This is a genomic window from Verrucomicrobiota bacterium, from assembly GCA_037139415.1.
Lineage (GTDB): Bacteria > Verrucomicrobiota > Verrucomicrobiia > Limisphaerales > Fontisphaeraceae > JBAXGN01.
In genome coordinates this window covers 1-26,365 of sequence record JBAXGN010000054.1, presented here as the reverse complement: position 1 = coordinate 26,365, position 26,365 = coordinate 1, and the positions used below count along the sequence as shown (strand labels likewise).

Below are 26,365 nucleotides of genomic sequence, written 5' to 3'. Positions count from 1 at the left end.
ATGCGGGCCAGCCAAAACTTCGAGACCGTAACCAAATTATGGAGGGATGAGCATTCCCTGGTGGCACGCGTGCGTCCAGCGGGCTCGAAAGGCAAGGCCACGCTGACGCTCAAACAATACCGCCTCCGCAAGCCTTCCTATTTTGACGCGCAGGATGAAGCAACGCTGACCTATTCGGATGAGGCGTTCGCGTTGGAGTGCCGCAAACGCATTGAAGTCCAGAAACACGCCGGAAAATCTTCCAGCCACGTCGCCCGCATCAGCGAATCGTCCGAAGATGGCTGCGAGAACTGGTACGTTACCAAATTCTATCCCCTCTCGGCGGCCAAGATCCTTAACGCCAACTTCCGGCTCACCGAGCGGGCGTTTATTCGCCTGATCCGTGGGGCCACCCGTGGCGCGTTGGACCTGAAGCGGTCGTGCAACCGTTCGCACGGCAACCTGAAGCCGGAAAACATTTTGGTTAGCAATTACCGACTGGCCAAGGCGCGCGTGTTGGTGAGCGATCCCGCACCTGGCGGGGCCAAGGATGCGCAGACACTGGAGCGCAAGGATTTACAGGCCTTGGGGCGGCTCATGCTTTCCCTGGTGCTGCGCAAGCCGCTGACCGAGGAGCAGGCGACCGCGCTATTCCCCGAAATTCGCAAGCAAGCGGCGTGGGGGGAAGTCTGTGGCAAAAATGCCGACGCATGGGCCACACTGTGCGCCACGCTGCTGGATCCCAAGTTGGATAGTCGCACGTTCGGCCTCGAACAACTCTGGAAGAAAGTGCAATCGCTAACCCCACTGCCAGTGGGAGCGATCGTCAAAGGAATCGTTAGTGTGGCGTTCCTTGCAGGAATTGCCGCAGTGTTCCTGCGGCCTCCATTGTCGCCAAAAAATGGGGTGGTGAACATCGTTACCAAACCTGAGGGAGCGAATATTTCCGTGAACGGCGAGAAGAAGGGCAAGGTTACCAGTATCGCGCTCACCAATGGCACATATAGTTTACAGGCGGAGTACCCGGAGTACCCAGGGTTGGGTTCCATTCTCACCAACGGTTTCACCGTTAAAGCCGGGGAAACCAGTCATTGGGAGATAAGTTTCGCCTGTGTGGAATTACTGGTTAAGGTCATCCCAACCGACGCCCTCATTACCATGACCGATCCGCGAGGCACTATTTTAAAAAAGAATGCGGCCGCGAATGGGGTCTTTCGCAGCGGTTATTTAAAACCGAATACAGCGGTTGATCTGAGTGTGGAAAAGAATCCCCAAGACACGAATTCATATAGTTCAAAAGATATCCTATCGTACATCGTGTCGGACACCAACAATACCCTGAATATTCAGTTAACGAATCGAGTGACGACCACCACAGGCCCCGGCGAGCCCATCGACCTTGCGCTGATGTTGTATCCCAAGCCCACGAAGGAAACGGCTGGGAACTGGCAACAACTCGATTACCAGATCAAAATGGGTGAGGTGGTATTAACGAACGATTTAGTGGCAACCAGAGGCATTGCCGAGGTGACTTTCCCGGCGGAAAAAAAAGGGATGAAAGTACTCATCGAGGTTTCGCTGCGGCACGGCCGGGCACAGTGGGACAAATGGAGTACGAACTACGTCATCGGCAGCAGCGATAAGCTGCGAGTAGATCTGCCGTTTGTCTCGCTCAACATCGACAGCTTGCCGCCGCGTGCGGAAGTGACCATGGCTGGCGACCTTTTGTTGGGTGCCACGCCCATCAAGGATGTGCCATGGCCATCGGATCGGTTGCTAAACCTCAATTACAAATTGGATGGGTATCATCCCACAACCATCACCACCAACCTGCCGCACAACGGCACGGTAAACTTGAGCGCCAGTTTAAAGGCCATGGCTGGTTTCCTGCAATTTTCCAGTGATCTTTTCCCGGTCACCATTGATGACGGCAAGGGCACACAGTATTACCTGGCGAGTGGGTCACCGACCAACTTTCAACGGAATGCGGGTTCGCTAACCCTGGAGGCAGAGTACCAAGGCTGGTACGCCGGGGCCAAACCAAAAAAACAAACCACGACGCTGGTCAGCCGAGCCGGTGAAACGGCCGCATGGAATATCAAATTCCTTCATGGCAAAATTAAGCTTGAACCAGGATCGCCCAATATCCAATTGGAGTTGAACGATGGGGTTGTGACCAATGGCACGGCCTTGCTGGTGGTGGGTGACAGCAATTCTTTCCCCGTGATAATCAGCCAGGATGGCTATGAGCGAATCACCAACCAATTCGCCGCCGTCATGGGCCAGACTCAAACGATCACGCTGCCCAAACTGGTTGAACGCAAGGTGCTGGTAGCAATCGAGACGGATCCACCAAACGGTCAGGTCTATGATGATGAGAAAAATGCATGGGTGCCGGTAAAACAGTTGGCCAAGCTGCGCTGGGGACGCCGAGCGCTACGGTTCCAGCATCCGCAGTACGAACTCCCGGAGGCGCAACAGACCTACGACGTAAAATCGTCGGGCACCAATGAGCTGACCTTCAAATTCCAGTATGCGAAGGTGGCCGTGCAAAGCACTCAATCCGGCGTCTCGCTCTGGCTGAACGGCACCAATAAATTGAGTTTGCCCCAGCCAGAAATCATCCAACCCATCGCGGTCAACCTCACCTACAAATTTGAACGCAATGGTGTCGCAAGCAGTGTGAGTTGTCGCTGGGATAAGCCGCCATACGTTTTGACCGCGCCTGCTTTTTCCGAAAGCAAGCTGCTCAAATCCTGGCAAAACAGCGCCGACATCCGGCTGGGCTGGATTCCCAATGGTCCCGGTGGCGCAAACTGGCCCGGAAACAAATACATACCAGCCCATGCTGAAACCGGTTTTTATGTCGGGCAGAGTGAAGTGACCCAGGCACAATATCAAAAAGTCACTGGCAAAAATCCAAGCAAATGGAAGGATCGCGGGGATTATCCGGTCAGCAATGTGAGTTGGACGGATGCCAAAGCATTTTGTGAAGCCCTGACCGCCTTGGATCGGACGGCGGGGGTGATTCCGGATGATTGGTCCTATGCTTTGCCGACGTTTAACCAGTGGCGGGCATTTATGGGTGACCTTTGGCCCAATTTTCCCTCTAAAGCATCGGTGCGATTGGATTTGGTGGTATGCAATACGAGCGCAACTCCGGTGACCCAATATTCACCCGTGGGCAGCAAAGGCGAAAATAGTTTTGGTTTATATGATGTGCTCGGAAATGTCTCCGAATGGCGATGGGACTGTGTTGACGGACAGCCTTATGCAATCGGCTGCAGTTATGAAGCCGCGCCCGCGAGCCCCTTTCTCGAATTGTCGTATGAGAGCACCTCGGTCGCCACGAACGTAGTTGGCCTTCGGGTTCTGCTGCTGCCGACCAAAAACATTACTCCAAAATAATCATTTTTCAATCAGGATACAACGAAATCCACCAACGGTTGACTTGGTCTCGGGAGCTACGATGTTCGCAGAATCGTTCAAAATGCCGCTCACAACTTTTTTAGCACTGAAGACATCCATGACATTGGTATAACAGCCGCCTGCCAAATGCCATGTTGGCCCGGATGCCGCTTCGCTTTTGCACCATTCCTTGAGATTGCCCATGGTGAACGCCAGCCCATAACTATTGTCATTGGCCTTGGAGTGATCCATCGGCTGGCCGTCAATGTCACGAATCGCGTTATCCCTCTGCAATCTCCCCAAGCCATTCTCCTTGTCCCAATAGAAGGGTTCATCCGCAAAAATTTGCCATTGCTTCAAGGTAGGCAGCGTATATTCCGCATTCTCTGGCAACCGCTTGAGTTGATGCTCTTGGGCGGTAAGCTGGCGGCAAAATTCCTGTGCTTCCTTGACACTCACGGAATCCACCGGCAGATCCGGGCTCCACAGATTAGTCAATTTGGCTTGGTTAAACTCGCTGGGCTCCCGCTTGGTCACCTTGGAGAATTCATTCTGTGAAACCTCGAATCTTCCAACATAAGCTCCCTTGGTCCCTGGCAGATTGGGTATCCAGGTTAGAACCATGCCGATCGAGTTCGTAAACGTCCCTGCTTTCTTGAAACCGACTGTCATAGCAGGGGTGCCAGTGGGCATCGCTGCCACATTGGTGATAAAGTTACCCGTGATGTTCGTGGATTTATCGGGAACGATATACGCGCTAACAACGTTCGTTTTACCCCCTAACACCATCGTCAATTCCAAAGGCCCGGGCTTGAACCACCATCGCGTTGGGGTTTCAATTTTTTTATTGCCATAATAAACCACTGCGCCCGGCGGAGAACTGCTCAGTTCCGCCAGCCCACAACTGAATTCATAACTTATTTCCACCACGCCCGCCACATTGGTGCCACGTGTCTCTTTCGGATCACTCAGATCATACTGGCGGAGATATACTCTGGGTTGGGGCGGGAGCTGATTACGGTTGGTAATTTGGGTGATCGGTATTCCCTGCTCCCTTTTCGGATCGGATACGATTTCGGCTCCGGGCGGAAAGCTATCCAGTTTCACCCGCAAATGCTGGTCTTTCTCCAATTGCAGGGCAAGTTGATTGAGTCCTGGTTGCGCCACGTAATTGGTTATCAATGGGGTATATCCCTCCGCCGTGACCACATACGTTGCCTTAAAACCTGCCTTTTGGAACAAGTACTTGCCAACCGATAGGCTGACCTCCTGCTTGTTGATTTCCAACTTGGCGTTGGGAGGTATCATCGTGATCAACAAATGCCCACAGTCGCAGCGAAAGTCGGCCAGAACCTGCGCTTCCGCTTTAACCGTTACCGTGCTTTCCGAAATAATGTCATTCGTATCATCGCGAATCACTTCTTCCAACAACTTGGCCTTGAACTTATACGTTCCCGGCGGATACGGCAGGACAAGCATTTTTCCCGGATTCACAGGCCCCCCCAAAGCATTTCCGTTTTCGTCCAAATATTGCAGTTTGGCGAACGCATTGGAAAACAACACCGTGCCTTTTAGTTGTTCCAATTGTAGCTTGACAGTCTTATAGCCGTCTTTGGTTACGACAACCTGAACATTGGTTGGACAATATCCACGCGCTGCCAGTCGAAATTCAACCGATCCCACCGGCACCGGTAGATCGTTCAGCGGAGTAACCCCCAGGCTACGGGTGCCCATCTTAACCTCGGCTCCGGGTGGGTCGCTGATCAGGTTTACCGTACCGGAAGGGAAGACCACCTTCCACGGAACCACCTGCTCGTTTTGAATTAAAAACTGGTTCGTTTGATCTCCAAATCCGGGAGCTTTGGCGATCAACGTCCTTTTTCCAGCCGCCAAGGATAATGTTAATGGGCTCCGCCCATCCTCCGGCACAGTACCCAAACTGCGTCCGGTATGATCTACGATTTCCACCGCCACCGGAGAACTGGTCACGGAGAGAGTGCCCGTTCCACCCCTGCCCAGCAAAGCCATCAATAACACGCCCAACAGCCCCAGCACCGCAACGCCAATCCCCACCCACACGTACCACCGCTTGAACCACCCACCTCGCAGCACGGAAAGTTTATCGTAGATTCCCGCCATTCCTTCCGGCGACTGCGCTTCAACGGGTTTAAACGCCAGCGACTCCGTCGGCTGCCCAACCTGGAATGCGGCGATACACCGACGTGCCCGCTCCACAAATTCCGCCGTCAACTCATAGGGCACATCGCTGGCCACTGGAGTGACTTTGGTGTTCACGCGCAGACAATACCAGGAATCGACCCGGGGCTCACCCACGATGGCATCCACCCAGTTCTGGCCCAATGGCAACACGAGCAGGAGCGGTACCTCCGGTGACAGTTGGGTGGATAAAAATTGTTCCCAAAACAACAGCGCCTGAAACGGCGAGGCGGACTGGGCGGGCAAACGAATTTGTTGGGGACGCAGGCCGTCCGGGCTGGTTTGCGCAGAAAAACTCCCCAGCGCGTACGGGCCAAAATGCTCGCTGAGCTGGTACAATACCCGTAACCAGCCTTCGCTTTCTTTATCCAACAAGGCAGGCGTCGGCTTGGGCCGGACATCCGGGACCTCGCCAGCGTCCACCGGGGCATCCGGCGCCACCGCGATTTGATTCAATTCCTCGCGATATTTGGCAATGATGCTGCGCACTTCCTGGGCGGTCTTGACCTGCTGGCAGGCGGTTTCGATTTCCTCGAGCTTGGGCACCATCCGCAGCAGCGCTTTTCGCAGGGGCACACCCTGGCACTGAGCGCAAACAATCATGGGATAGGCCGCGCGACCAATGCCATCGGAGGACGGCCACATACGGCCCAACATGAATTGGCCCGCCCGTCGCCAAAGAAAGAGATGCCCGAATTGTGACAGCCGTTTGCCATCCTCCAGCTTGGTCCAATCCCCCGAATCAATCTGCTTGCCGATCCCCTCGACGTACATGAGGGATTTCGCGATGGAAAGCGTGCCGGTATCCAAACCGACGTTGTCCATGTGGTCATTCCAGCCGGGATGTTTACCAAACGCGGCTAAAAAAACTTTGGGGCGCCGCTCCGTTTCGGAGGCAGCAGCCTGCAAAAATTTATCGTAAAACGCGCTCATAGTACACCTTGCCAACACCAAATTACTCTAATTTCGACGGCCATTCATCGGGCCTGGGTAATTCGCGATCAAAGCGGATTTCCAAAGGCAACTCACTTTTGTTATAGTCGGGCAAATCCATCACCAAGCGAACCGTGAAACCCCGGCGGTCCAACCCGCGCTCCGCCGGGAACGGCTTTTTACCCAAATAGAGTCGCAACATGGCCCAGCGATCATCCATAAAAAATCGTTTTTGCAGGGAATTACTATCATCATTTTCATTCTCCGCCACCACGACCACCAACATGTCATCCAAAACCAGTGGCGCATCAAGGTTGAGCGAGGTGGTGGAACCGAGGATTATGCCCCGGTATTTACGAGTCTGGGTTGAAAACTGAGCGCCCCGCCAATGTTCACGCCATTTCTGGCGTTCAACGGATTTGTCCCAGCCCAAAAGAGTAACGGTGACCGCCGGCAGCCCCTGCCCGGAGCCGGAGAGGGCCCGGGTGACCTTTAACACGGATTCCACCAATGCCTTCCCCTTGTTCCATTCTCCGCCGCCGGCCATTACGGCTTGCGATTCCACCTCGCTGTTTTGAAAATCGAGCTGGTATAGGCCGAGCGTATCTTCCAGTTCCTTGAGTTTATCGTTTAAATCCGCCGGGGTTGAATAATCCAAATTAGCCGTGGCATCTTTGAACAACGGAAAGGCTTCCCGCGCCGCGAGGTATTCGCGCATTTTTTTAAGATAATTATCAAAGTACGCGCGTCGGCACCCGGTGGCGGTGAGCTTGGCATAGTAACCGGCAATTATCCCTGCTTCGGTTTTTAGTGGCCCGGAGTATTCCCCGATTCGTTGGTCAATCGGTGCAGCCAAGGTCTGGAGCGCATCCGCCAATGGCCGTCCTTTTCGTCCCGGCTTGTCCGACATGGACGGAATGCTCGCGCTGGAGCGTTTGGCATCATCGTAAAGCTCCAGCCGGACTTTGATGTACTTTTCGTTGGTTTTCCATTCCATTAAAAATTTCTCGAGCCGCATTTTCTCGGCCAGCGCTTTTTCATCCAGTTTGGCTTTTCGCAAGGACTCCTGCTGCGCCTCCGCGAGCCGTTGGCGAATATCGCCGAACAGTTTGCAATCCGAATATTCAAGCGCGGCAGTGTTTGCCACCCTATCCAGGAGGGTCATTTCATCCGTCAGCACTCCCAAGGCGCCCCCGTTTTCGCCACCCAGCCCCCCCGCCCTGGTAAGGTCCTCATACCGCTTATTCATCTCGACTTTAGCCTGTTTGAGCGTGTCGTATCGGGGGTCCACGTCCACCCCGGCTTGGGCGGCTTCAAACAGTTTCTTCTCCAGTTCGAGATAATTTTGGTAGCAAGTTTCGAGCGCCTTAAGCTGGCTCAGGCGTTCGTCGAGTTGCCGGCGTTTGCCGTCATCAGCTTGCGCCCGATGATCGAGGCTCCGGAAAAAAAGATCCAACCCGGCGTTGATTGCGGGATGATCGGCCAATGACTTGGAAGGGGATGAAATTTCCGCCAGCTCTTTGGGTGGCCACTCGACCTGGACCTGTTTATTTGAACCGTAGGTCCAGACCATGGCGGCAACCAAATTAGTGAGCGTGGCCGAGTCGGCCATCGCCGGATCCGGGGCGGCAAATTGGTAGAGGGGGCTGATAAACTGCTCCGCTTGGCCCCAAGTCAGGCCGTTCATTCCTGGGTGGCGCTGCCTTTTTTGAACGTCTGCTTCGAGCTGGATCAACGCCATCAACGCCGGGCCAAGGTTGGTAGCGGACGCATCCGGACTTGCGGGCCGGCTCATTTTGCGGCGGGCGGCACCCAACAGCGGCCTGATCACACTGGCCTCAAACACCACGCGCTGGGCGCTGAAGCTGTTCTGGTTGTATTCATCCACCAAGCCGGGGAACATCCAATTGCGATCCAATTTTCGCTGCGCGATGGCAACCAACCCCGTGTGATACTCCCCGACCGGCATGACGACCCCGCCCACCTCGATGTTGGTCATTGGAATAAGGTCATAATTCCCTCGATCCAGCGGGGTAAATAAACCGGCTTTGAGGACATTGCCTTCCCACCCCAGCCTGGTGGCCGCACTCCAATAATCGCTATGCCGTTTGATGCTGTCGCGTAAACTGCCCACACTCAACCAAGCCGCTACTGATAACACTGCCAGCGCGGCAAAACCGGCGGTAAACATGGCCATTTTCCATGAACGACGCGATTTTTTGGGGCTTTTAATGCTGTTCTCGACGATCAGGCCTTTTTCCTGGAAGATTTTCTTGAGGAATAAATCCTGGAGGAAACACGGTTTCGGCACCGGCTTGGTCTCACCCACCTCAAAGCCCAACGCGGCCAGCAATTCCTTGTCCGGTGCCCAGCCTTGGGGGCGCATCGCGGAAGTAAAATAAATGCCACGCAAAAACAACGGCGGCAGACCAAAGGCATCCTGGGTAAAAATGTTATCCAGATACACTCGCAACGTAGTGGACAACTGGGCCATACTAGCCGGGAAACTATAGAGCACGTCCACTTCATCCACCCGGCGGTTGTCAGTGGCCACCGGCACCGGGTCTTGCAGAATCCCCATGCACCATTTCCTCACCTCGCTGGTGATATCCGTCAAGTACTGATCCACCAACTCGGTCTGAAAAGGTTTGTCCAGCGGATCGGGATTGGACCAGCCAACGATTTGTTTGAGTGATTGGAAATTTGACATACTGTCAAAAAATTCACGAAATCCCGTAATGAGGTCGCATTTGGTCACCAAAATGAAGACCGGAAACCGCACACCCAACGCCTCCTGCAACACATATAGTTGCCGGGCAATAATCGCGGATTTTTGCTCGACCTCTTTGCTGGAGTCTTTGATCAAGCTGGTGGATGGGATCACCAGCAACAGCCCGTTGATGGGACAACGGGGACGGAATTCCTTGATCAAACGCAGAAACTCCTGCCACTCCGTGACCTTGGCCCCTTTGGCATCTTCAAACATCAGGCGGCCGGCGGTGTCGAGCAACACCGCTTGGTTTGTGAACCACCAGTGCATGTTGTACGTGCCACCCGTCCCTTGTAACTTATCTTGCAGCCGCGCCGGAAAACCAACGGCACTATGCCGGATGGCTTCGGTTTTACCCGAGCCAGTCTCACCAACAACCACATACCACGGCACCTCATATAAATTCTTACCACATGTCTTGTATTCTTTAATCCCATCCAAAAAAGCATCTTTCACCCGGCCCAAGTTGGCAATCTCTTCCCTCGACAATCCATCCATGCTCACGCTGCCCGACAAACTGGATACCACCTTGTTCAAAAACCGGCTGCTCTGCGATGCCCGGACCATCCCGATCCAGAAAAAACCCAGCCCCAGCCCCAGCGTTACCAGCAACAGCAGCATCAGCAAAAATTTCCATTGGCCCGAAAAATAGGCAATGCCGACTCCCAACAGCAGCAAGGTCACCACGCTGATAATCACCCAGCGGCCCCACGCCTGCCAAAATGCACTTTTTTCCATAATAAATTACTTTTGGGATTTATTTCTGCGTGCCGACGTTTTTGATTTCCAGCAACGATTGTTGCAACGCCTTGGACGCGCCACGGTACATACTCACATAGAAACCGCCCACCGCCAGAGCGAAGCAGACAAACAGCACGCCGATCAGCTTGACAATGGTGCTGGGGGCTTCGGAAAGAATCGCAGTATCCGTATGATCATACGCCTTGGGGGTGATGCGGTTGTGCGCCATGTTTCCCGCAGAATTAGTGGCAATCATGGGCGTGATGTACGAAGCAAGGTCCTCCATGCATTTGTGCCAATAGTCCGGATTGTTCGGCTTGCTCCCGGTGTAGCCCAAGCCAATGCAGATATAAAAAACCGGCAACAACTCCAGCATGTCTTTATCCCCATCATCCACCGCCCGGATGGTGCTTTCGAGCAATTCAATAAATTTCTGATCGCCAGCCGCTTTCTGCGCGTCGGGGGATTTCTTTTCTCCGGGCGATTTCGGTTCTTCGGACGACAACTTGTTGCGCTCTTGCGCCAGCCAATTATCCCGCCACTTGGCGACGAATCCAAGCTTGCTCTGGGCGATGATATCATCAATAAATAAGACCAATAGCGTCTCGGCCTTGCGCGCCAGGGGAATCAACCGGGAATCGGTGCGACTCGTGCGCAAGAACACGTCCAAGAGGGTATTCACCTTGCGGCGTGTGCTGTCAAAATCCATCACGTTGGCCTTAGAGCGAACGCTGGTCTCGGCCACGCTGCACATTTGATTTGCCGCGCGCGCCACCCGGTTCAGCTGGCAGACATACTGAAAGATGGGCTCGGTTAATTCGAGTAAGGTCATACAGTATTATTTGTATTTACAATCGTTATTCATCCGCCCCCATCACCAGCGGTGCTTCACCAGAATGGTCATCGGTGTTTTCCGCCGGCGGACTCGCCCGGCTGCCGGGGGCCTGTCGCATCAACGCTTTGACCCCTTCTGCCCAAATGGCATTCATCTCCGTAACCATCGCTGGCACATTCAACTTGGTCTGCGCATGGTCCTTAAAAATCAACCAACTTGCCGCGTCCAAGCTTTCCAACATCTTCTTAGTGTCAAAGGCCTTGGCCTGGATAATTTCCGGGTTGAGTGGGTCACATACTTTTTCCAAATATTGTGGCGCAGTCCCACCCACCGCCACAATCATGGCCGTGCCCAGTGAGGTAGTCCGCTCGACGCATTGCCGAATATCCTGTGGAGTCCACGTCGAATTATTGTCTTTCAAAAAACCTAGCGCCAATTCCGAGAGTTCACGGTGCTCTTCCTGGATGCCATCCGGGTTCATTTGAGCCCAGATGTTCCAGATCATCTCGTATCGAATGACTTGTTCGAGCAAAATTGCCAGCATTTCCACCGCCCGGTTTGCCATCACCCAATCCCCGGCGGTGATGCCAGACAGGTTGGTTAAACTCGCCGGCCACTGCACACTGCTGGTCGGTTGAATGATCCGGCCATCCGTCGGCTTTCCCGTCGGCTTTTCCAGCGCCAACCCGGCATTGGCAAGGCGTTTAGCAACGGCTTCGTTTTGCTGTTTGGTAAAGGTGGGAACCAGCTTGATCAAGGCCTCCAAAGGTGGTTCGGATGGGCGCTCTTGGTGAATAATGAAACCAGCCGCCGCTAACTGTTCGCTATAATGCTTGCGTTCCTCCACGGTAAGGCTGCCCGCTTCCTGAATCAGACGCTCAAGCGGCGAGCCATCCGCTCCGTCAGGCGGTTGGCGCATGACTTCAAGCTCGTTGACCAACTGCTGTTTCTCCTCCTGAGACAAGGCCCCGATCATTTCCAAAATGGACGCAACGGAAATAACTGGTGCGTCATCGCCGGGCAAAACCGGCTTTGGCTTTGCAGTGTCAAAGGGAAAATCCGGCATCTCCTCCTTCAGCGCGCTACAGTAGGCCGAGTGTTGGTCGGCGGGAATTTCCTTCAGCGCTTCGGCCAACGCTTCTTGCTGGATGGTATCTTGAACATTGCGCGAGTAGGCTGCGCTGCGCTTGCGCAGTTCCTCGATTTGAATGGCGAATTTAAACGCCCACCGGACTTCTACTTTAGCTGCCATAGTAATGATTTGATGCGATGCGCCAGTTGCTGTGGCCGATTATCGTTCGGTATCGTCATCCGTACTTTCGCGGGCAAACAAAAGGCCCGTTCAGAACTTCGCAGTTGCCTGAACGGGCCATAAAATTGCAACAATTAAATGGTATTATGCCTAAAAACTCAATACGGCAGAGATATGCGCCCGCGAACGCTTTTGGTCAGCACCAGGCGCTGTAAGGATCACACTGTCGCGGACCAATTGCCAGCCGTATTCCGCCCGCACTTGGAAATGGGTCGTCACCTGCAGGTTTATTCCGCCGCCCACCGAGGCAAGATCGGCATGGGGGTTCGTTAAATCACCGTTTACGGTAATGGCGCCACGATCGTAAAAACCATACAATTGCGTGGCCACCGGAGTGGAACGGTCCTTTGACAACTGGATGAATGGCGTCCGCAACTCCGCGCTGACGCTATAACCACGATCCCCGTTGGCAATACGCTCATTATACCCGCGCACCGTGCCAAAACCACCAATCCCAAACTGCTCACTGGGCACCAACACATTGGGGCTGTATTGGTAAGAGCCCTTGGCCACCACGGTCCAACATTTGGCGGAACTGTTATTACGCCAGTCGGTGGTCAGCGGTAATTTTATCACCCGTTTGCCTTCGGCGCGAACCAAGAAGAATTGTAACTGAGAACCGTTGCGGATGAGGGTATAGGATTCCTGCATCTTCTGATCGTGCCATGGGCTGTAATATACATTGCCGTTGAAGGTCAACTCGCCGAGTGAATCGTTTAAGGCACCCGAGTAGCCGCCGACAAACTCCCGAACCGTGGCCATGGAATTAAACATTCCGGTGCCACCAAAATCAGCATCGTTATTAAACTTCTTATAATCGTAACCCGCCGACAATTGGTGATTATATTTGCCGATATCAAACAAGGGCAAGGTATAACGGCCACCCACTTGATAAAACCAGCCGTTGACGTGCGCGATATAATTACCAAGCGTGGTCAAATCCGGTTGAAATTCAGTATGGACACCATACAAGGTGATGGTATGACGCCACGGCAGCGGCAGGATATAACTGCCATAATGGGATTTGTAACGATCCAAATCGAACCCGCTGGTGTACTGATAGTTCAGTTGATGATCCAACCCAAACAGGTTGCCATAATTAAATCCGCCAAACAGCGAGTGGCGTCCGAGAATTTCGCTGAGGGAATCCTCATAACCGACATAGGGGCGCAACGGGAACCGATCATTGACATTGAAAATCAGGTCGGTGCTGCCTTCCCCAATGGAACTCTGCTTGTAACTGGCCGTCACTTCGCGAAACATGGGATTACGGTTCATCCAAGCCAGATCATTCAATAACCGCCGCTCGCTGATCGAACTGCCTGGCTTCAAATGATTATTGTTCTTGATGAATTTATCGCTGAACCATTTTTTACCCTCGTTATTGACAATCACCGCGCCAACTTTACCTTCAATCACGGCAATCTGAATACTATCCTCAATTTCTTGCACCGCTAGAAACACATCCACCACAGGGTGGTCTTTGGCGCGACAATACAAAATAATGTCGCGCTGCATTGCGTACAGCGATTGTTCGCTCAGCGGCTTGCCCAAATAAGGTTTCAAGGCCTTGACAAAATCCCACTGATATTTCAGGAAATCAGGTCCCTCGACCGTAACCCCTGGCTTCAAGTCCTTGCGCCCGGCCGTAACCACCTTGGCCGGCGACGCGACAATCACGATGGACTTCAGTGGCTTTTCCGCCACCAACTTGGTCGCATCGCCTTTAACCGTTTCCGCTGCGGGTGCGGTTGCGGCGACAGGTTTGCGCTCCGGTGGCTTGGTCGCGTCTGGTTTGCGCTGTTGACTCCATGCCGCCATGCTGCCCAACAGCAGAATCGTAATCGTCAGTTTCATATTTTTCATAGCGAGTATAATTAGTGAATTATGGTTGGTGGATTAACGAGTCGAGGCCACTTGCTTTTTCTTTTTGTATTTGCCTTCCTGGTCAATTTCGGAACTCCGGGTTGAAACCCCGGCGGGCCGGGCTCCCGCTGACTCAGTGGATTCAACCTTCGCCCCTTCAAACGTGGGAAGTTTCACATTCGGCAAAATGGCGACCAGAATATCCTGCAAGCCAACCGCCCCAACGCTCACGCCATTGTCATATACAAACGCCGGCGGAGGCCCAGACGCTGCGGTAATTGAGCCTTGGTAATGTATGCGCCCAATTAAATAAGCGGTGACATTTGCCTGGATACCACCATCGTAATTTTGATCCCCAATCGTGGTTATCGTCACCGTTCCAGGATCTGAAGATGTAACACCAAAATTCGCCTTTCCTTTTATCCTTAACGCCGACAAACTGTACACTGCCGTGCTGTCGCCCACGAACGTCGTATTCGCATTCACCGTCAACACACTTGCCGGACCAACAACACCTTTTTCAAACTTCACATTGGCTCCAGTCAGCGTGGTATTCTGCGACAAATCCACCTTGCCTTGATAGTCCTGATTACCAGTGGTGGTAATCGCTGTGCCACTGACATTTAAAGTCGCATCGTCCTTCAATGTCACTGAGGTTGCGCTGATGTTGTTATTTACCACCACAGTTCCGGGAGCATCCGTCGTCAGTGCGTTCACTCCAGTCACCGTACCATCAAATGTCGTTGCGCCACTTGCGTTAACCGTCAAGTTCTTGCTCCCGCCAGTCACTGCCTTTTTCAAAGTCACATTGGCTCCGGTCAGGGTCGTATCCTTCGCCAAAGCCACGGTGCCTTCGTACAACTGATTCCCGGTCGTCGTCACGGTTGAACCGTTCAAGGTCGCCGCATCTTTCAAGTCCACCGAGCCAGCGCTCACCGACGCATCCAGTGTTACGGTGCCCGCCGCATCCGTCGTTAGTGCATTCACGCCACTAACCACGCCGCCAAACGTCGTCGCGCCACTCGCGTTCACTGTCAAGTTCTTGTTGCCACCAGTGACGGTGTTGTTCACCGTCACATTGACTCCGGTCAGGGTCGTGTCTTGCGCCAAAGTCACCGCGCCATTATAGGTCTGATTCCCGGTCGTCGTCACCGTAGAACCATTTAGAGTTGCCGCGTCATTCAAAACCACCGTTGCAGCGCTCACCGACGCATTCAATGCCACGGTCCCCGCTGCGTCCGTCGTCAGCGTATTTACCCCACTCACCGCGCCGCCAAACGTCGTCGCGCCTGCTGCGTTCACCGTCAAACTCCTGTTGCCGCCAGTGACTGTGCTGTTCAAGGACACATTTGCTCCATTCAGTGTCGTGTCTGACCCCAAGGTCACTGCGCCATTGTACGTCTGATTACCAGTCGTGGTCACCGTGCCACCGTTCAAGGTCGCTGCATCATTTAACGCGACTGAGGAAGCACTGATGGTATTATTCACCACCACCGTGCCAGCCGCATCCGTCGTCAGGGCATTTACGCCGCTCACCGCACCATTCAGCGTCGTTGCGCCTGCCGAGTTCACCGTCAAATTGTTATTACCACCGGTCACCGTGCCGTTCAACGTCACATTCGGTCCCACCAGTACGGTCGCGCCAGCCAGGGTCACCGGATTGGCATAGGTTTGGCCCGCCGAGGTCGTGATCGTGCCACTCAGCGTGGCCGCCGTATCATTCAGTGTCAGGGTGCCCACCGTCACCGGCCCCTTTACCACCACGGTGCCAGCAGCATCAGACACCAGCGTATTCACGCCTGTTGCTCCGTCCACCGTCGCCACTCCCGAGGAATTCAAGGTCAGGTTGTTGCCGCCACCCGTCACATTCTTCACCGATACATCCACGCCAGTCAGGGCCGTATTTTGCGACAATGTTAACCCGCCATCATAGGTTTGATTGCCGGTAGTCGTCACCGCCGGAGAAGAACTCACGTTCATGGTGACCGCGTCATGTAGGGTCACTGAGCCAGCGCTGATTGTATTATTCACCACCGTGGTTCCGGCGGCATCCGTCGTCAGGGCATTCACACCGCTCACTGCGCCATTGACCGTCGTTGCGCCGCTCGCGTTCACCGTCAAATCGTTATTACCACCGGTCACCGTGCCGTTTAACGTTACATTCGGCCCCACTAGTACGGTCGCGCCAGCCAAGGTCACCGGATTGGCGTAGGTTTGATCCGCCGTGGTCGTAATCGTGCCACTCAGCGTGGCCGCCGTATCATTCAGTGTCAGGGTGCCCACCGTCACCGGCCCCTTTACCACCACGGTGCCAGCAGCATCAGACACCAGCGTATTCACGCCTGTTGCTCCGTCCACCGTCGCCACTCCCGAGGAATTCAAGGTCAGGTTGTTGCCGCCACCCGTCACATTCTTGACCAGCACATCCACGCCCGTCAGCGTCGTATTCTGGGCCAGCGTCAAACTGCCATCAAACGTCTGATTACCGGTAGTGGTCACGCCGCCGTTGTTTAACGTGACCGCGTCATGCAAGGTCACCGAGTTGGCTGCAAGGCTATTATTCACCACCGTGGTTCCGGCGGTATCCGTCGTCAGGGCATTCACGCCGCTCACCGCGCCATTCAGCGTCGTCGCGCCACTCGCGTTCACCGTCAGGTTCTTGCCAGCGCCAGCCACCGTGTTGTTCAGCGTCACATTCACTCCGTTGAGAGTCGTGTCTTGTGCCAACGTCACCGCGCCATTGTAGTGCTGGTCAGCCGTGGTCGTCACTGTGCCACCGTTCAACGTGGTTGCATCATTCAACGCCACCGAACCGGCGCTCACAGCCGCATTCAGTGCCACGGTGCCCGCCGCGTCCGTCGTCAACGCGCCCACGCCACTCACCACGCCGCCAAACGTTGTCGCACCACTGGCGTTCACCGTCAGGTTCTTGCCAGCGCCAGCCACGGTGTTGTTGAAGCTCACATTGGCTCCGACCAACGTCGTATCCTGCGCCAGCGTCACCGCGCCATACAAGTATTGATCCCCAACCGTGGTAATCGCTGTGCCACTCACATTCAACGTCGTTGAATCATACAGCGCCACTAAACCGGCACTGACCGTATTGTTCAGCACCACCGTTCCGGGCGCATCCGTTATCAGCGCGTTCAAGCCACTCACCGCACCGTTCACAGTTGTGGCACCGCTGGCGTTCACGAACAGGTTCTTGCCAGCACCAGCCACGGTGTTGTTCAGCGTCACATTCACTCCGGTGAGGGTCGTGTCTTGCGCCAAAGTCACGGCGCCATTGTAGGTCTGGTCAGCCGTGGTCGTCACCGCGCCACCATTCAAGGTCGTCGTATCATTCAGCGTCACCGATCCCGCGCTGATCGTATTGTTCACCACCACAGTCCCGGCGGCGTCCGTCGTCAACGCATTCACTCCGCTCACTGCGCCATTGATTGTTGTTGCACCCGAGGCGTTCACCGTCAAATTGTTATTCCCACCGGTTACCGTGCCGTTAATCGTTACATTCGGCCCCACCAGCACCGTCGCACCTGCCAGGGTCACCGGATTGGCATAGGTTTGATCCGCCGTGGTCGTAATCGTGCCATTCAAAGTGGCCGCCGTATCATTCAGTGTCAGGGTACCCACGGTTACGTCCTTCACACTTACCGTCCCCGCCGCATCCGTCGTCAAACTCGCAAGCGCCTGACTGCCGCCCACCGTCCCGCCAAAGGTCGTCGCGCCCGCCGTGTTTACCGTCAGCGTCCGGTTGTTCGCGGCGGCATCCGCGTTCACCGTACTGGCAAAATTGATATTTCCACTGCCCGTGCTCGCCACCACCGTATTGGCCCCCAACGTCACGGCGTCATTGTACGTCTGCGCACCCGTGGTGGTCACCGCACCACCATTAATCACCGTGCTCCCCGCAGCATCCGTCGTCAACGCATTCACGCCGCTAACCGCGCCATTGAACGTCGTGGTGCCAGAGGCATTCACCGTCAAGTTCTTGCTGCCACCAGCGAGCGTGTTATTCAACGTCACGTTGGCACCAGACAACGTGGTGTCCTGCGCCAAAGTTACCGTGCCATTGTAGGTCTGGTCACCGGTCGTCGTGATCACTGTGGACGGACTCGCCACATTCAGCGTCGCCGCATCATTCAGCGTCACCGAACCGGCACTGATCGTATTGTTCACCACCACAGTCCCGGCGGCATCCGTCGTCAACGCATTCACTCCGCTCACTGCGCCATTGATTGTTGTTGCACCCGAGGCGTTCACCGTCAAATTGTTATTCCCACCGGTTACCGTGCCGTTAATCGTTACATTCGGCCCCACCAGCACCGTCGCACCTGCCAGGGTCACCGGATTGGCATAGGTTTGATCCGCCGTGGTCGTAATCGTGCCATTCAAAGTGGCCGCCGTATCATTCAGTGTCAGGGTACCCACGGTTACGTCCTTCACACTTACCGTCCCCGCCGCATCCGTCGTCAAACTCGCAAGCGCCTGACTGCCGCCCACCGTCCCGCCAAAGGTCGTCGCGCCCGCCGTGTTTACCGTCAGCGTCCGGTTGTTCGCGGCGGCATCCGCGTTCACCGTACTGGCAAAATTGATATTTCCACTGCCCGTGCTCGCCACCACCGTATTGGCCCCCAACGTCACGGCGTCATTGTACGTCTGCGCACCCGTGGTGGTCACCGCACCACCATTAATCACTGTGCTCCCCGCGGCATCCGTCGTCAACGCATTCACGCCGCTAACCACGCCATTGAACGTCGTGGCACCCGAGGCATTCACCGTCAAATTCTTACCAGCACCAGTAATCGTGTTCAACGTCACGTTGGCACCGGACAACGTGGTGTTCTGCGCCAAAGTTACCGTGCCATTATAGGTCTGGCCAGCCGTGGTCGTCACCGCACCACCATTCAGCGTCGCGGCATCATTCAGCGTCACCGAACCGGCGCTGATCGTGCTGTTCACCGCCACCGTGCCAGCCGCATCCGTTGTCAACGCATTCACTCCGCTCACTGCGCCATTGATGGTCGTGGCACCCGAGGCATTCACCGTCAGGTTTTTGCCGCCACCCGTTACAGTAGTCACCAGCACATCCACGCCAGTCAGGACAGTATTTTGCGACAGCGTTAATCCGCCATCATAGGTTTGATTACCAGTGGTCGTCACCGCCGGAGAAGCACTCACGTTCATGGTGGCTGCGTCATGGATGGCCACCGAGCCGGCATTAAGCGAGCCATTCACCACGGTGGAGCCGGCCGCATCCGTCACCAAACCGTTCACACCGGTAAGCGTCCCATTAAACGTGGTAACTCCGCTGCCATTCACCGTGAGGTTCTTATTTCCACCAGTGACATTTCTCAACGTGATGTTTGCTCCCGTGAAAGTAGTGTTGGCACCCAATGTCACACCATTTATAGTCTGATCGCCGGTCGTCCTAACAACACCTTTGGCCAAGGTAATGCCACCATTGAACGCAACCGAGCCCAGCGGCGTGATACTACCAATGGTTTCATCCGCATTTGCGCTGCCACTCACCACCAAGGCGCCAACCCCGTCCACCTTGCCAGCAAAATCCGCCTGCCCGGAATTGTTCACGGTTAGATTATGCCCGTTGCCGGTGAGGGTACTAACGAAGGAGATATCGGTACCGGTCAGGATTCGGTTGCCGCCCAAGTTCACCGCACCTTGATAAAACTGAATTCCGGTGGTCGTTACATCGGCATTCAAATTCGCCGCCTGACGAAGCAAAAGATTATTGGCGGCCAAGGCGGCGTCCACCGTGATAACACCCGATGCTACAGCAAGGTCCAAATTGCCCGTGCCGGTGCCGTGAACATTGACGGCACCCGAATCCAATATGTATGCTGAACCGCCGGACTTGGCATAGCTGATGGTATTAACCGCCGTATTGATTCGCGACGGTGATGACCCGAAATTACCCGCCCCATTCAACGTCAACGTGTCCGCCGACAAAACACCAGTTCCTGACACCGCCCCCGAATTGTCCAAACTAATCGTACCGGCGGTACCGGCATCGATGTCCCCAGTCAGCGTGACAATCTTGCCGGTAATGGTGGCATCCACCGAATCCCCACCGTTTTTCGCGGTCAAGGTCGCACCCGAATCCTGAGTGATGTCGCCATTCAGACCCGACGTGGTATCCGTAGCCCGGAGAAATACCCGGCCGTTGACGACGCCAAATTTGGTGGCGCGAATTGCGCCGCCGTTATTGATGGCCAACGCATACGCATTCCCGCCCGCCGCCTTTAATTCAGTCGTGGCAGCTTCAATCACACCCGCTGCCGTGTTGTCCACGCCCGTGCCGGCCGTCACAGCGCCAGCGACGACGGTCAGACGTTCATCACCAGAGGGCACCAACTCGATGGAGGTCCCCGCAGCCAAGCCAACTTGGTCGGCAGTAATGGTCCCTTTGTTTACCACTTGGCGGGCGATCAAGTACACTTGGCTGCCAACACCCGTGCCAGCGATGGTCCCTCGGTTTTCAATCGTGGTGGTGGCACTGCTGGCAAACGTCAGCTTGGTGCCGTTCTGCAGTGCAGTGTCCCAAGCGGCATCCGTGATATCGTGGGTGGAAGCAACAAAGTTGTTGATATTAATCTGGCCGCTGGCACCAACCAGAATTCCGTAGGGGTTAATTAAATATACCGACGCGTTGCCTTCCAGCGTGCCGTAGATTGAAGAAGGATTGGCTGCGACCACACGATTGAGCACTGCGCCGCCGGCGGGCTGCACGAACGTGACCTTGTTGCCGGCAGCAATATTAAAGTCGGTCCAATTGATGGTGAGGCGCGTACTGGTTTGGGTGATGGTAAGAACCCCGGCCACTGGCGCTGGGATGGTCCCAGTCCCAATGTTAATAACACCTCCTGTAGGTAAAGTGTTAGGCACCCCAACCACTGTCATACAGGGTATCAAACTCATTGACACCAGCGATAAGAACAGACTTTGTTTTTTCATAATCGTTCGTTTATTCCACTCTCTAACTTCGTTTAATTTACTCTACCTCTCGCCAAATTTATTGCGGTACTCTAGCCATAAGCCGTTATCTGTCAATAGCAATTTATAAAAATAAATTGACCGCCGGCCAGGCGTTTTATCAAGATTCCGTTTTGGCCCATGAGTACGTCGCTGGTTTGACTGGGAATCGCCTGTTTAATTGTCAACCTAAATTAACATTACGCGTTGTGGGACATGGCTAAAATTCCCGGTTGGTCGCAGAGCGGGCGTTACCCCCAATGCCATTGCGGAAACGCACCGAATTTTCAACCATAAGGCCGCCTGAAAAATATCGTCACTCGGCGTTTAAACGAAACAACGCTGCCCGTGGCTCATTGAACTTTGGGTATTGTAGCTGGGAGAAAACTTCCCCTCGAAGCCCCGACTCAAGGGACACATGATTACTGAATGCAAGGTATTAGAGCCATAGCTAATTGCACAATAAATGATTTGAACATACATGAGGTAAAAAGACCTCAAGAATTCCCATATTCCGCTATGTTTTTGAAATTTTATTACAAATACCGGTCCTGCATAAAAAATTATAACAATATTTGGAATACGTTGATTTGTTTTGTGGTAAAATTTCACTCTCCAAATTTGGATTGATGATTTGCGCCAACACTTACGTCAAAATAGCGTAACGAAACAAACGTAATGGCTTGGCTCAATGTCAGGGTCGTCAATGATATGGCGGTATATTTCAGGCAACTCATTGTTGACAAGGATAATACGTTTGGCATGTACATGAACCATAATGGATAATTTTTATATGCACAATAGCGACCCCCGGCGGCGACACCGGGTTGCCATTCTGTCGGGCTTGATATTCATTGGCATCCTGACTTTAAACAATCAAGCTGCCGATACGACGCACCACGATGCTAAAGATTCGTCCGCCCATAAGGCCAGTTGGGCGGACAGCATGGCCACCCTGCGAGCCAAGCACCTGTCTTCATTCCCTAAAGGCACCGAACCTAGTGTGCCAGGATTCCAGCCATACAACAGCGGACCCATTTCCGGCAAGAGCGCGGCGCAACGGGTAATCATTAATGTCACCGGCCAAAAAGTGCTTCGGCTATTGACCACCCTCGATAAGTCACCGGCAAACTGTAACATTTGGGGCGAACCCAAGCTGATCGCCAAAGATGGCACTGAAACCAAATTGACCGACCTGAAACCAAGCCGGATCACGGTCGGTTGGGGCAAGCTGTTGTTGAATACCAATTGGCAGGGACACCCACTACGGATTGGTGACCAAACCTTTGCTTACGGTCTGTGGGTTCACGCCAATAGTGAATTGCAATACGATCTGGAGGGCAAGTATGAGCGGTTTGAGACATTCATCGGCGAGGACAAGGAGCGGGCCGATGGCATGGTGCAATTCACCGTACTCGGCGACGAAGCGCGAGCGCCTGAATTCTGGAACACCCTCGCACGGGAGTACCCGGTACAATCAAGTTGGCTGAAAGAGGCGGTGCGGGCGGATGGCATCCAGACTTGGGTTGCGCGGCGTGAAACCGCCGTTTTTGAGCAAGACCTGATTCGCACGGCGCTAAAACAACTCAGCCCGAGTGACCCACCGTATCGCAAGGAGTTGGATACGCTGACCCAAACCGGCACACCGCCCGGCAGCCCGCGTTGGCTGGAACTCTTTGCGCAAATCTGCCGCTATCGGGAATGTGCCATGCTGCTGCATTCGCTCAATACAGAGGGGGCACACGCGACGCTGGAAAAGGAATTGGACACCCTCGCCATGGACCACGCGGTGGAGGCGGACCCGCGCTGGATGGTGCTCCGCCAGCGGTTGATCCAGGCGGCGGAACTGGACCGCCAGTTTGCCACGTTAAAACATGACCTGGGCCAACGCGCCACATTTGACAAATATGCAGCCGAGACTTATCGGCCGGAGGCGTTGATTCATACGGGCGACCGCGATCCCGCAGATATTGTACTGCGCCGCACCCAGGCGTTGCTGACCGATCTGCAGAAGCGAAGCGCGACGCCCCGGCTGCGAACCTTTGAGGCCAACCTGACCCGGCTGCAACACGCGGCGGCCACCACGCCAATCACGGCGACGCCGGCCCGGCGCGCGTTGTTTGATGACGCGTGCGCGCTGCGGCGCGAGCTTGCGTTTGCCAATCCGCTGCTGGATTTTGATCAATTGGTGTTTATCAAGCGGCACCGGGCAATTTATGAACACATGTGCGACCAGTTTTACGGCATCTGCGCCAATCCGGGCGGCGGATTATACGTCTTAAGCAATGCGTTTGGCGCCAACCCACAGGTGCGGGATGTGCTGGCGGCAGCGACGGTGGGCAATGGCCGATTGAAGGGACAGACACTGGCTGGCGGACCGGTCGTGCCACCCCGCCTTGCCTATAACGGGACAGGCACGCTGACGGGCGGACCCGCCGAGGGCGGCTCCTTCCTCTCGCCCAGTCTTTCGTACGACGCCCGCCAGCTTCTGTTTGCCTATGTCGAGTGCCAGGGCGAAATGACCCACCGTGCGCATACGGATCCGACGCGCGGCCACTGGGACGAAAGCCGGTGCTATCACATATTTAAAGTCAATCTGAACGGCACCGACTTGCAACAGATCACCGACGGCACCTGGAATGACTTTGACCCGTGCTGGCTGCCGAACGGACGCGTGGCGTTCATCAGCGAGCGGCGCGGCGGGTACCTGCGGTGCGGACGGGTATGCCCGCTTTACAATTTGTACGACATGGCGGCGGATGGCAGCGATATCAACTGCCTGAGTTTTCATGAAAGCAACGAGTGGAACCCGAGCGTCACGCATGACGGGCGCATCGTTTATACGCGTTGGGATTATGTGGACCGACATGGTTGCACGGCGCACGCGCCCTGGATCACCCGGCTGGACGGCACGGACTCGCGCGGGTTGCACGGGAATTTCGCGCCGCGCCAAAGCCGTCCGGACATGGAGCTTTCCGTCCGCGCGATTCCGGGCTCTTCAAAATTCACAGCGACAGCGGCGCCACATCACGGGCAGGCGTTTGGCTCGTTGGTGATGGTGGATCCGCGGGTGGCGGATGATGACGGCATGGGGCCGGTGAAACGGATCACACCGGATGTCGGTTTTCCGGAAAGCCAGGGCGGGCGACAGGTGTACGGCACCCCCTGGCCACTCAGCGAAGATTATTATCTTTGCGTGTATGATGACACGATGATCGGCACCGCCGCCAAAAAGCATGGGGGCGGAGATTACGGAATTTATCTGGTGGACAGCTTCGGCAACAAAGAACTCATTTATCGCGATCCAGACATCGGCTGCCTGAGCCCCATTCCGCTGCGGCCCACCCCCAAACCCATGGTTGCCGTCTCCACGCTGGCCGCCAATGAACCGATTCGCAAAGCCATCAGCCCCGGCGCGCCGGGCGAAGCCACGATGGCGGTGATCAATGTGTATGACAGTCTCAAAGCCTGGCCCGAGAGCACCAAAATCAAGGCGTTGCGCGTCTTCCAATTGCTGCCGATGTCCGTGCCGTCCGGCAGTCCGCCGCACCAGACCGGCAAACGGCTCACGGAAGCGGGGGATTCGGTGGTGCCGGCCCGCTGGGTATTGGGAACCGTGCCCGTGGAAGCGGACGGCAGCGCCTGCTTCACCGTCCCGGCGTATCGCGAGGTGTTTTTTCAGGCGCTTGATGAACGCGGCCTGGCGGTGCAGTCCATGCGCTCGGCAACGTATGCGCGGGAGGGCGAGCAATTGCTTTGCATGGGTTGCCACGAACACAAGTCGCGCGCGCTCACCCCGCCCGCAGAAATGCCATTGGCGTTGCGGCGCGCGCCATCGCGCCCACAGCCCGACGTGGATGGCTCGAATCCGTTCAGCTACCCGCGCCTGGTGCAACCGGTGCTGGATCGGAATTGCGTGGCCTGCCACGCGGAAAAGAAAACGTTGAACCTGGCCAAAGAACCCATTCAGAACAAGTGGTACGCCTCGTATAACAGCCTGATCAAATACGGCTTCACCAGTTATGGCAACGGGTACCGTACCACGCCCGGAAAATTCGGCGCACGCGCCTCGAAGCTGCTGGAACTCCTAGACAAAGGTCATTATGCGGTGAAGCTCTCCGAAGAAGAGTTGCACCGGATCGCGCTGTGGCTCGATTGCGCCTCGCTCTTTTACGGTGTGTTTGAGCAGGCCCCCGGCGAAGCGCAACTGCGAGGCGAGATTGTGCGCGCCACGCTGGAATAGCCGCCACCCACAAAACATTGCCATTTATGTAGTTTGGGTTACATTTGTGTGACCCGGCTGTGAACCCGCAGCCTGGCGATTGCACGAATGATGCTATGTTGGCAAACCGTTTGAAATGCTGGTGGCTGTTTGGGCTGTTGCTCAGCAGCTTGATGGCCACGGCGCAACCTGCGCGGATCATCGTCATTCGCCACGCGGAAAAACCGGAGAATTCAGAGGATGCACACCTTTCCGAGGCCGGCCGAGTTCGGGCGCGCAAGCTGGTCAAGTGGCTGAGCCAGGGAGCCGCGCTGGGCACCAATGGAACCCCCACGGCCCTGTATGCCGCCCAGCCCACTCGCAACGGGCACAGTATTCGTTGCGTGGAAACGCTCGAACCGCTGGCCAACCAGCTTCAGTGTCACCTGCGGACGCCTTACCTCGCGTCTGAATATGAGTCGCTGGCGGCGGACATCCTGCGCGACAAATCGTTGCAGGGGAAAAATATTGTGATCTGCTGGACCCACGATTACCTGCCCCAACTGGCCGTTAGCCTCGGGATAAATAAATCACTCAAATGGCGCAGCGAGGATTTTGAAAGCGCCTATATTATCACGTTCGCGAAAGGCAAAGCCGCGTTAAAAATCAAGCGTCAGGAATTGGCGGATTAGCGGGCGAAGGTTGCGCTGTTGATGGACAGCGGTTGCCACAAGCGCGTTGGTGCGTTACGAATAATACAAGATGGGCAGGGTCTGTGGTTCCGTACCCCCTCACCTGTTTCCTCTCCCTCGGGGAGAGGATTGCATTATCCGGCTGAGGGAATCGGCTTAATCGCTTCACTTTCTTGCGGGTAATTCCGCGGCCATGAGAACACCCGAACCGCCGCTTCCAGCTTGAACCAAACCGAGCTTGAGGCAGCCCTGCCCCCCAAAACCGCACGTTAAAATTTGGTTGTTTTCGGGACTCAAATTGTGGTAAGCACGTGTTCACTTGATGCAAGCAGACGATTAAACCGGCGGGCCAGTCCCGCTAAAATAGAGCCCGTCCCGGAAAAGCCGTTTTCAAAACATGCATAAGATAAGCTATAAG

The 26,365-nt window shown here is 55.1% G+C and carries 9 protein-coding genes; 3 read left to right on the top strand and 6 right to left on the bottom strand.

Annotated elements, in window-relative coordinates; translation table 11 throughout:
• The gene (locus WCO56_11415) at window positions 1-3,387 is read left to right on the top strand and encodes an SUMF1/EgtB/PvdO family nonheme iron enzyme (GenBank protein MEI7730173.1); all 3,387 of its coding nucleotides are present in this window, start codon (window positions 1-3) and stop codon (window positions 3,385-3,387) included.
• Here the strand turns inward: WCO56_11415 and WCO56_11410 are convergent, their stop codons facing one another.
• From WCO56_11410 to WCO56_11385, 6 genes are all read right to left on the bottom strand, one after another.
• The gene (locus WCO56_11410; protein ID MEI7730172.1) at window positions 3,388-6,537 is read right to left on the bottom strand and encodes a PEGA domain-containing protein; all 3,150 of its coding nucleotides are present in this window, start codon (window positions 6,535-6,537) and stop codon (window positions 3,388-3,390) included.
• Window positions 6,538-6,559: 22 nt separating this feature from the next.
• Complete coding sequence (locus tag WCO56_11405) at window positions 6,560-10,045, bottom strand: type VI secretion protein IcmF/TssM N-terminal domain-containing protein (GenBank protein MEI7730171.1); 3,486 nt, start codon at window positions 10,043-10,045, stop codon at window positions 6,560-6,562.
• A 19-nt stretch (window positions 10,046-10,064) separates the two neighbouring features.
• Window positions 10,065-10,880 (bottom strand): hypothetical protein, encoded by an 816-nt coding sequence (locus WCO56_11400; protein MEI7730170.1) that lies wholly within the window; start codon window positions 10,878-10,880, stop codon window positions 10,065-10,067.
• A gap of 25 nt (window positions 10,881-10,905) precedes the next feature.
• The gene (locus WCO56_11395) at window positions 10,906-12,135 is read right to left on the bottom strand and encodes a hypothetical protein (protein MEI7730169.1); all 1,230 of its coding nucleotides are present in this window, start codon (window positions 12,133-12,135) and stop codon (window positions 10,906-10,908) included.
• Window positions 12,136-12,285: 150 nt separating this feature from the next.
• Window positions 12,286-14,052, bottom strand: coding sequence for a ShlB/FhaC/HecB family hemolysin secretion/activation protein (locus WCO56_11390; protein MEI7730168.1), 1,767 nt, complete (start codon window positions 14,050-14,052; stop codon window positions 12,286-12,288).
• Between the two features lie 42 nt (window positions 14,053-14,094).
• The gene (locus WCO56_11385; protein MEI7730167.1) at window positions 14,095-20,982 is read right to left on the bottom strand and encodes a filamentous hemagglutinin N-terminal domain-containing protein; all 6,888 of its coding nucleotides are present in this window, start codon (window positions 20,980-20,982) and stop codon (window positions 14,095-14,097) included.
• A gap of 865 nt (window positions 20,983-21,847) precedes the next feature.
• Here WCO56_11385 and WCO56_11380 point away from each other — a divergent pair.
• Complete coding sequence (locus tag WCO56_11380; GenBank protein ID MEI7730166.1) at window positions 21,848-25,297, top strand: NPCBM/NEW2 domain-containing protein; 3,450 nt, start codon at window positions 21,848-21,850, stop codon at window positions 25,295-25,297.
• Window positions 25,298-25,392: 95 nt separating this feature from the next.
• Window positions 25,393-25,947: a histidine phosphatase family protein gene (locus WCO56_11375; GenBank protein MEI7730165.1), complete on the top strand. Its 555-nt coding sequence runs from the start codon at window positions 25,393-25,395 to the stop codon at window positions 25,945-25,947.
• Window positions 25,948-26,365 lie beyond the last annotated feature (418 nt).

What these genes read in the sequence shown, in the direction of transcription:
- WCO56_11385 (MEI7730167.1), bottom strand. Translation starts at nt 20,982, where the DNA reads ATGACAGTGGTTGGGGTGCCTAACACTTTACCTACAGGAGGTGTTATT.
- WCO56_11380 (MEI7730166.1), top strand. Translation starts at nt 21,848, where the DNA reads ATGCACAATAGCGACCCCCGGCGGCGACACCGGGTTGCCATTCTGTCG.
- WCO56_11390 (MEI7730168.1), bottom strand. Translation starts at nt 14,052, where the DNA reads ATGAAACTGACGATTACGATTCTGCTGTTGGGCAGCATGGCGGCATGG.
- WCO56_11405 (MEI7730171.1), bottom strand. Translation starts at nt 10,045, where the DNA reads ATGGAAAAAAGTGCATTTTGGCAGGCGTGGGGCCGCTGGGTGATTATC.
- WCO56_11400 (MEI7730170.1), bottom strand. Translation starts at nt 10,880, where the DNA reads ATGACCTTACTCGAATTAACCGAGCCCATCTTTCAGTATGTCTGCCAG.
- WCO56_11375 (MEI7730165.1), top strand. Translation starts at nt 25,393, where the DNA reads ATGTTGGCAAACCGTTTGAAATGCTGGTGGCTGTTTGGGCTGTTGCTC.
- WCO56_11415 (MEI7730173.1), top strand. Translation starts at nt 1, where the DNA reads ATGCGGGCCAGCCAAAACTTCGAGACCGTAACCAAATTATGGAGGGAT.
- WCO56_11410 (MEI7730172.1), bottom strand. Translation starts at nt 6,537, where the DNA reads ATGAGCGCGTTTTACGATAAATTTTTGCAGGCTGCTGCCTCCGAAACG.
- WCO56_11395 (MEI7730169.1), bottom strand. Translation starts at nt 12,135, where the DNA reads ATGGCAGCTAAAGTAGAAGTCCGGTGGGCGTTTAAATTCGCCATTCAA.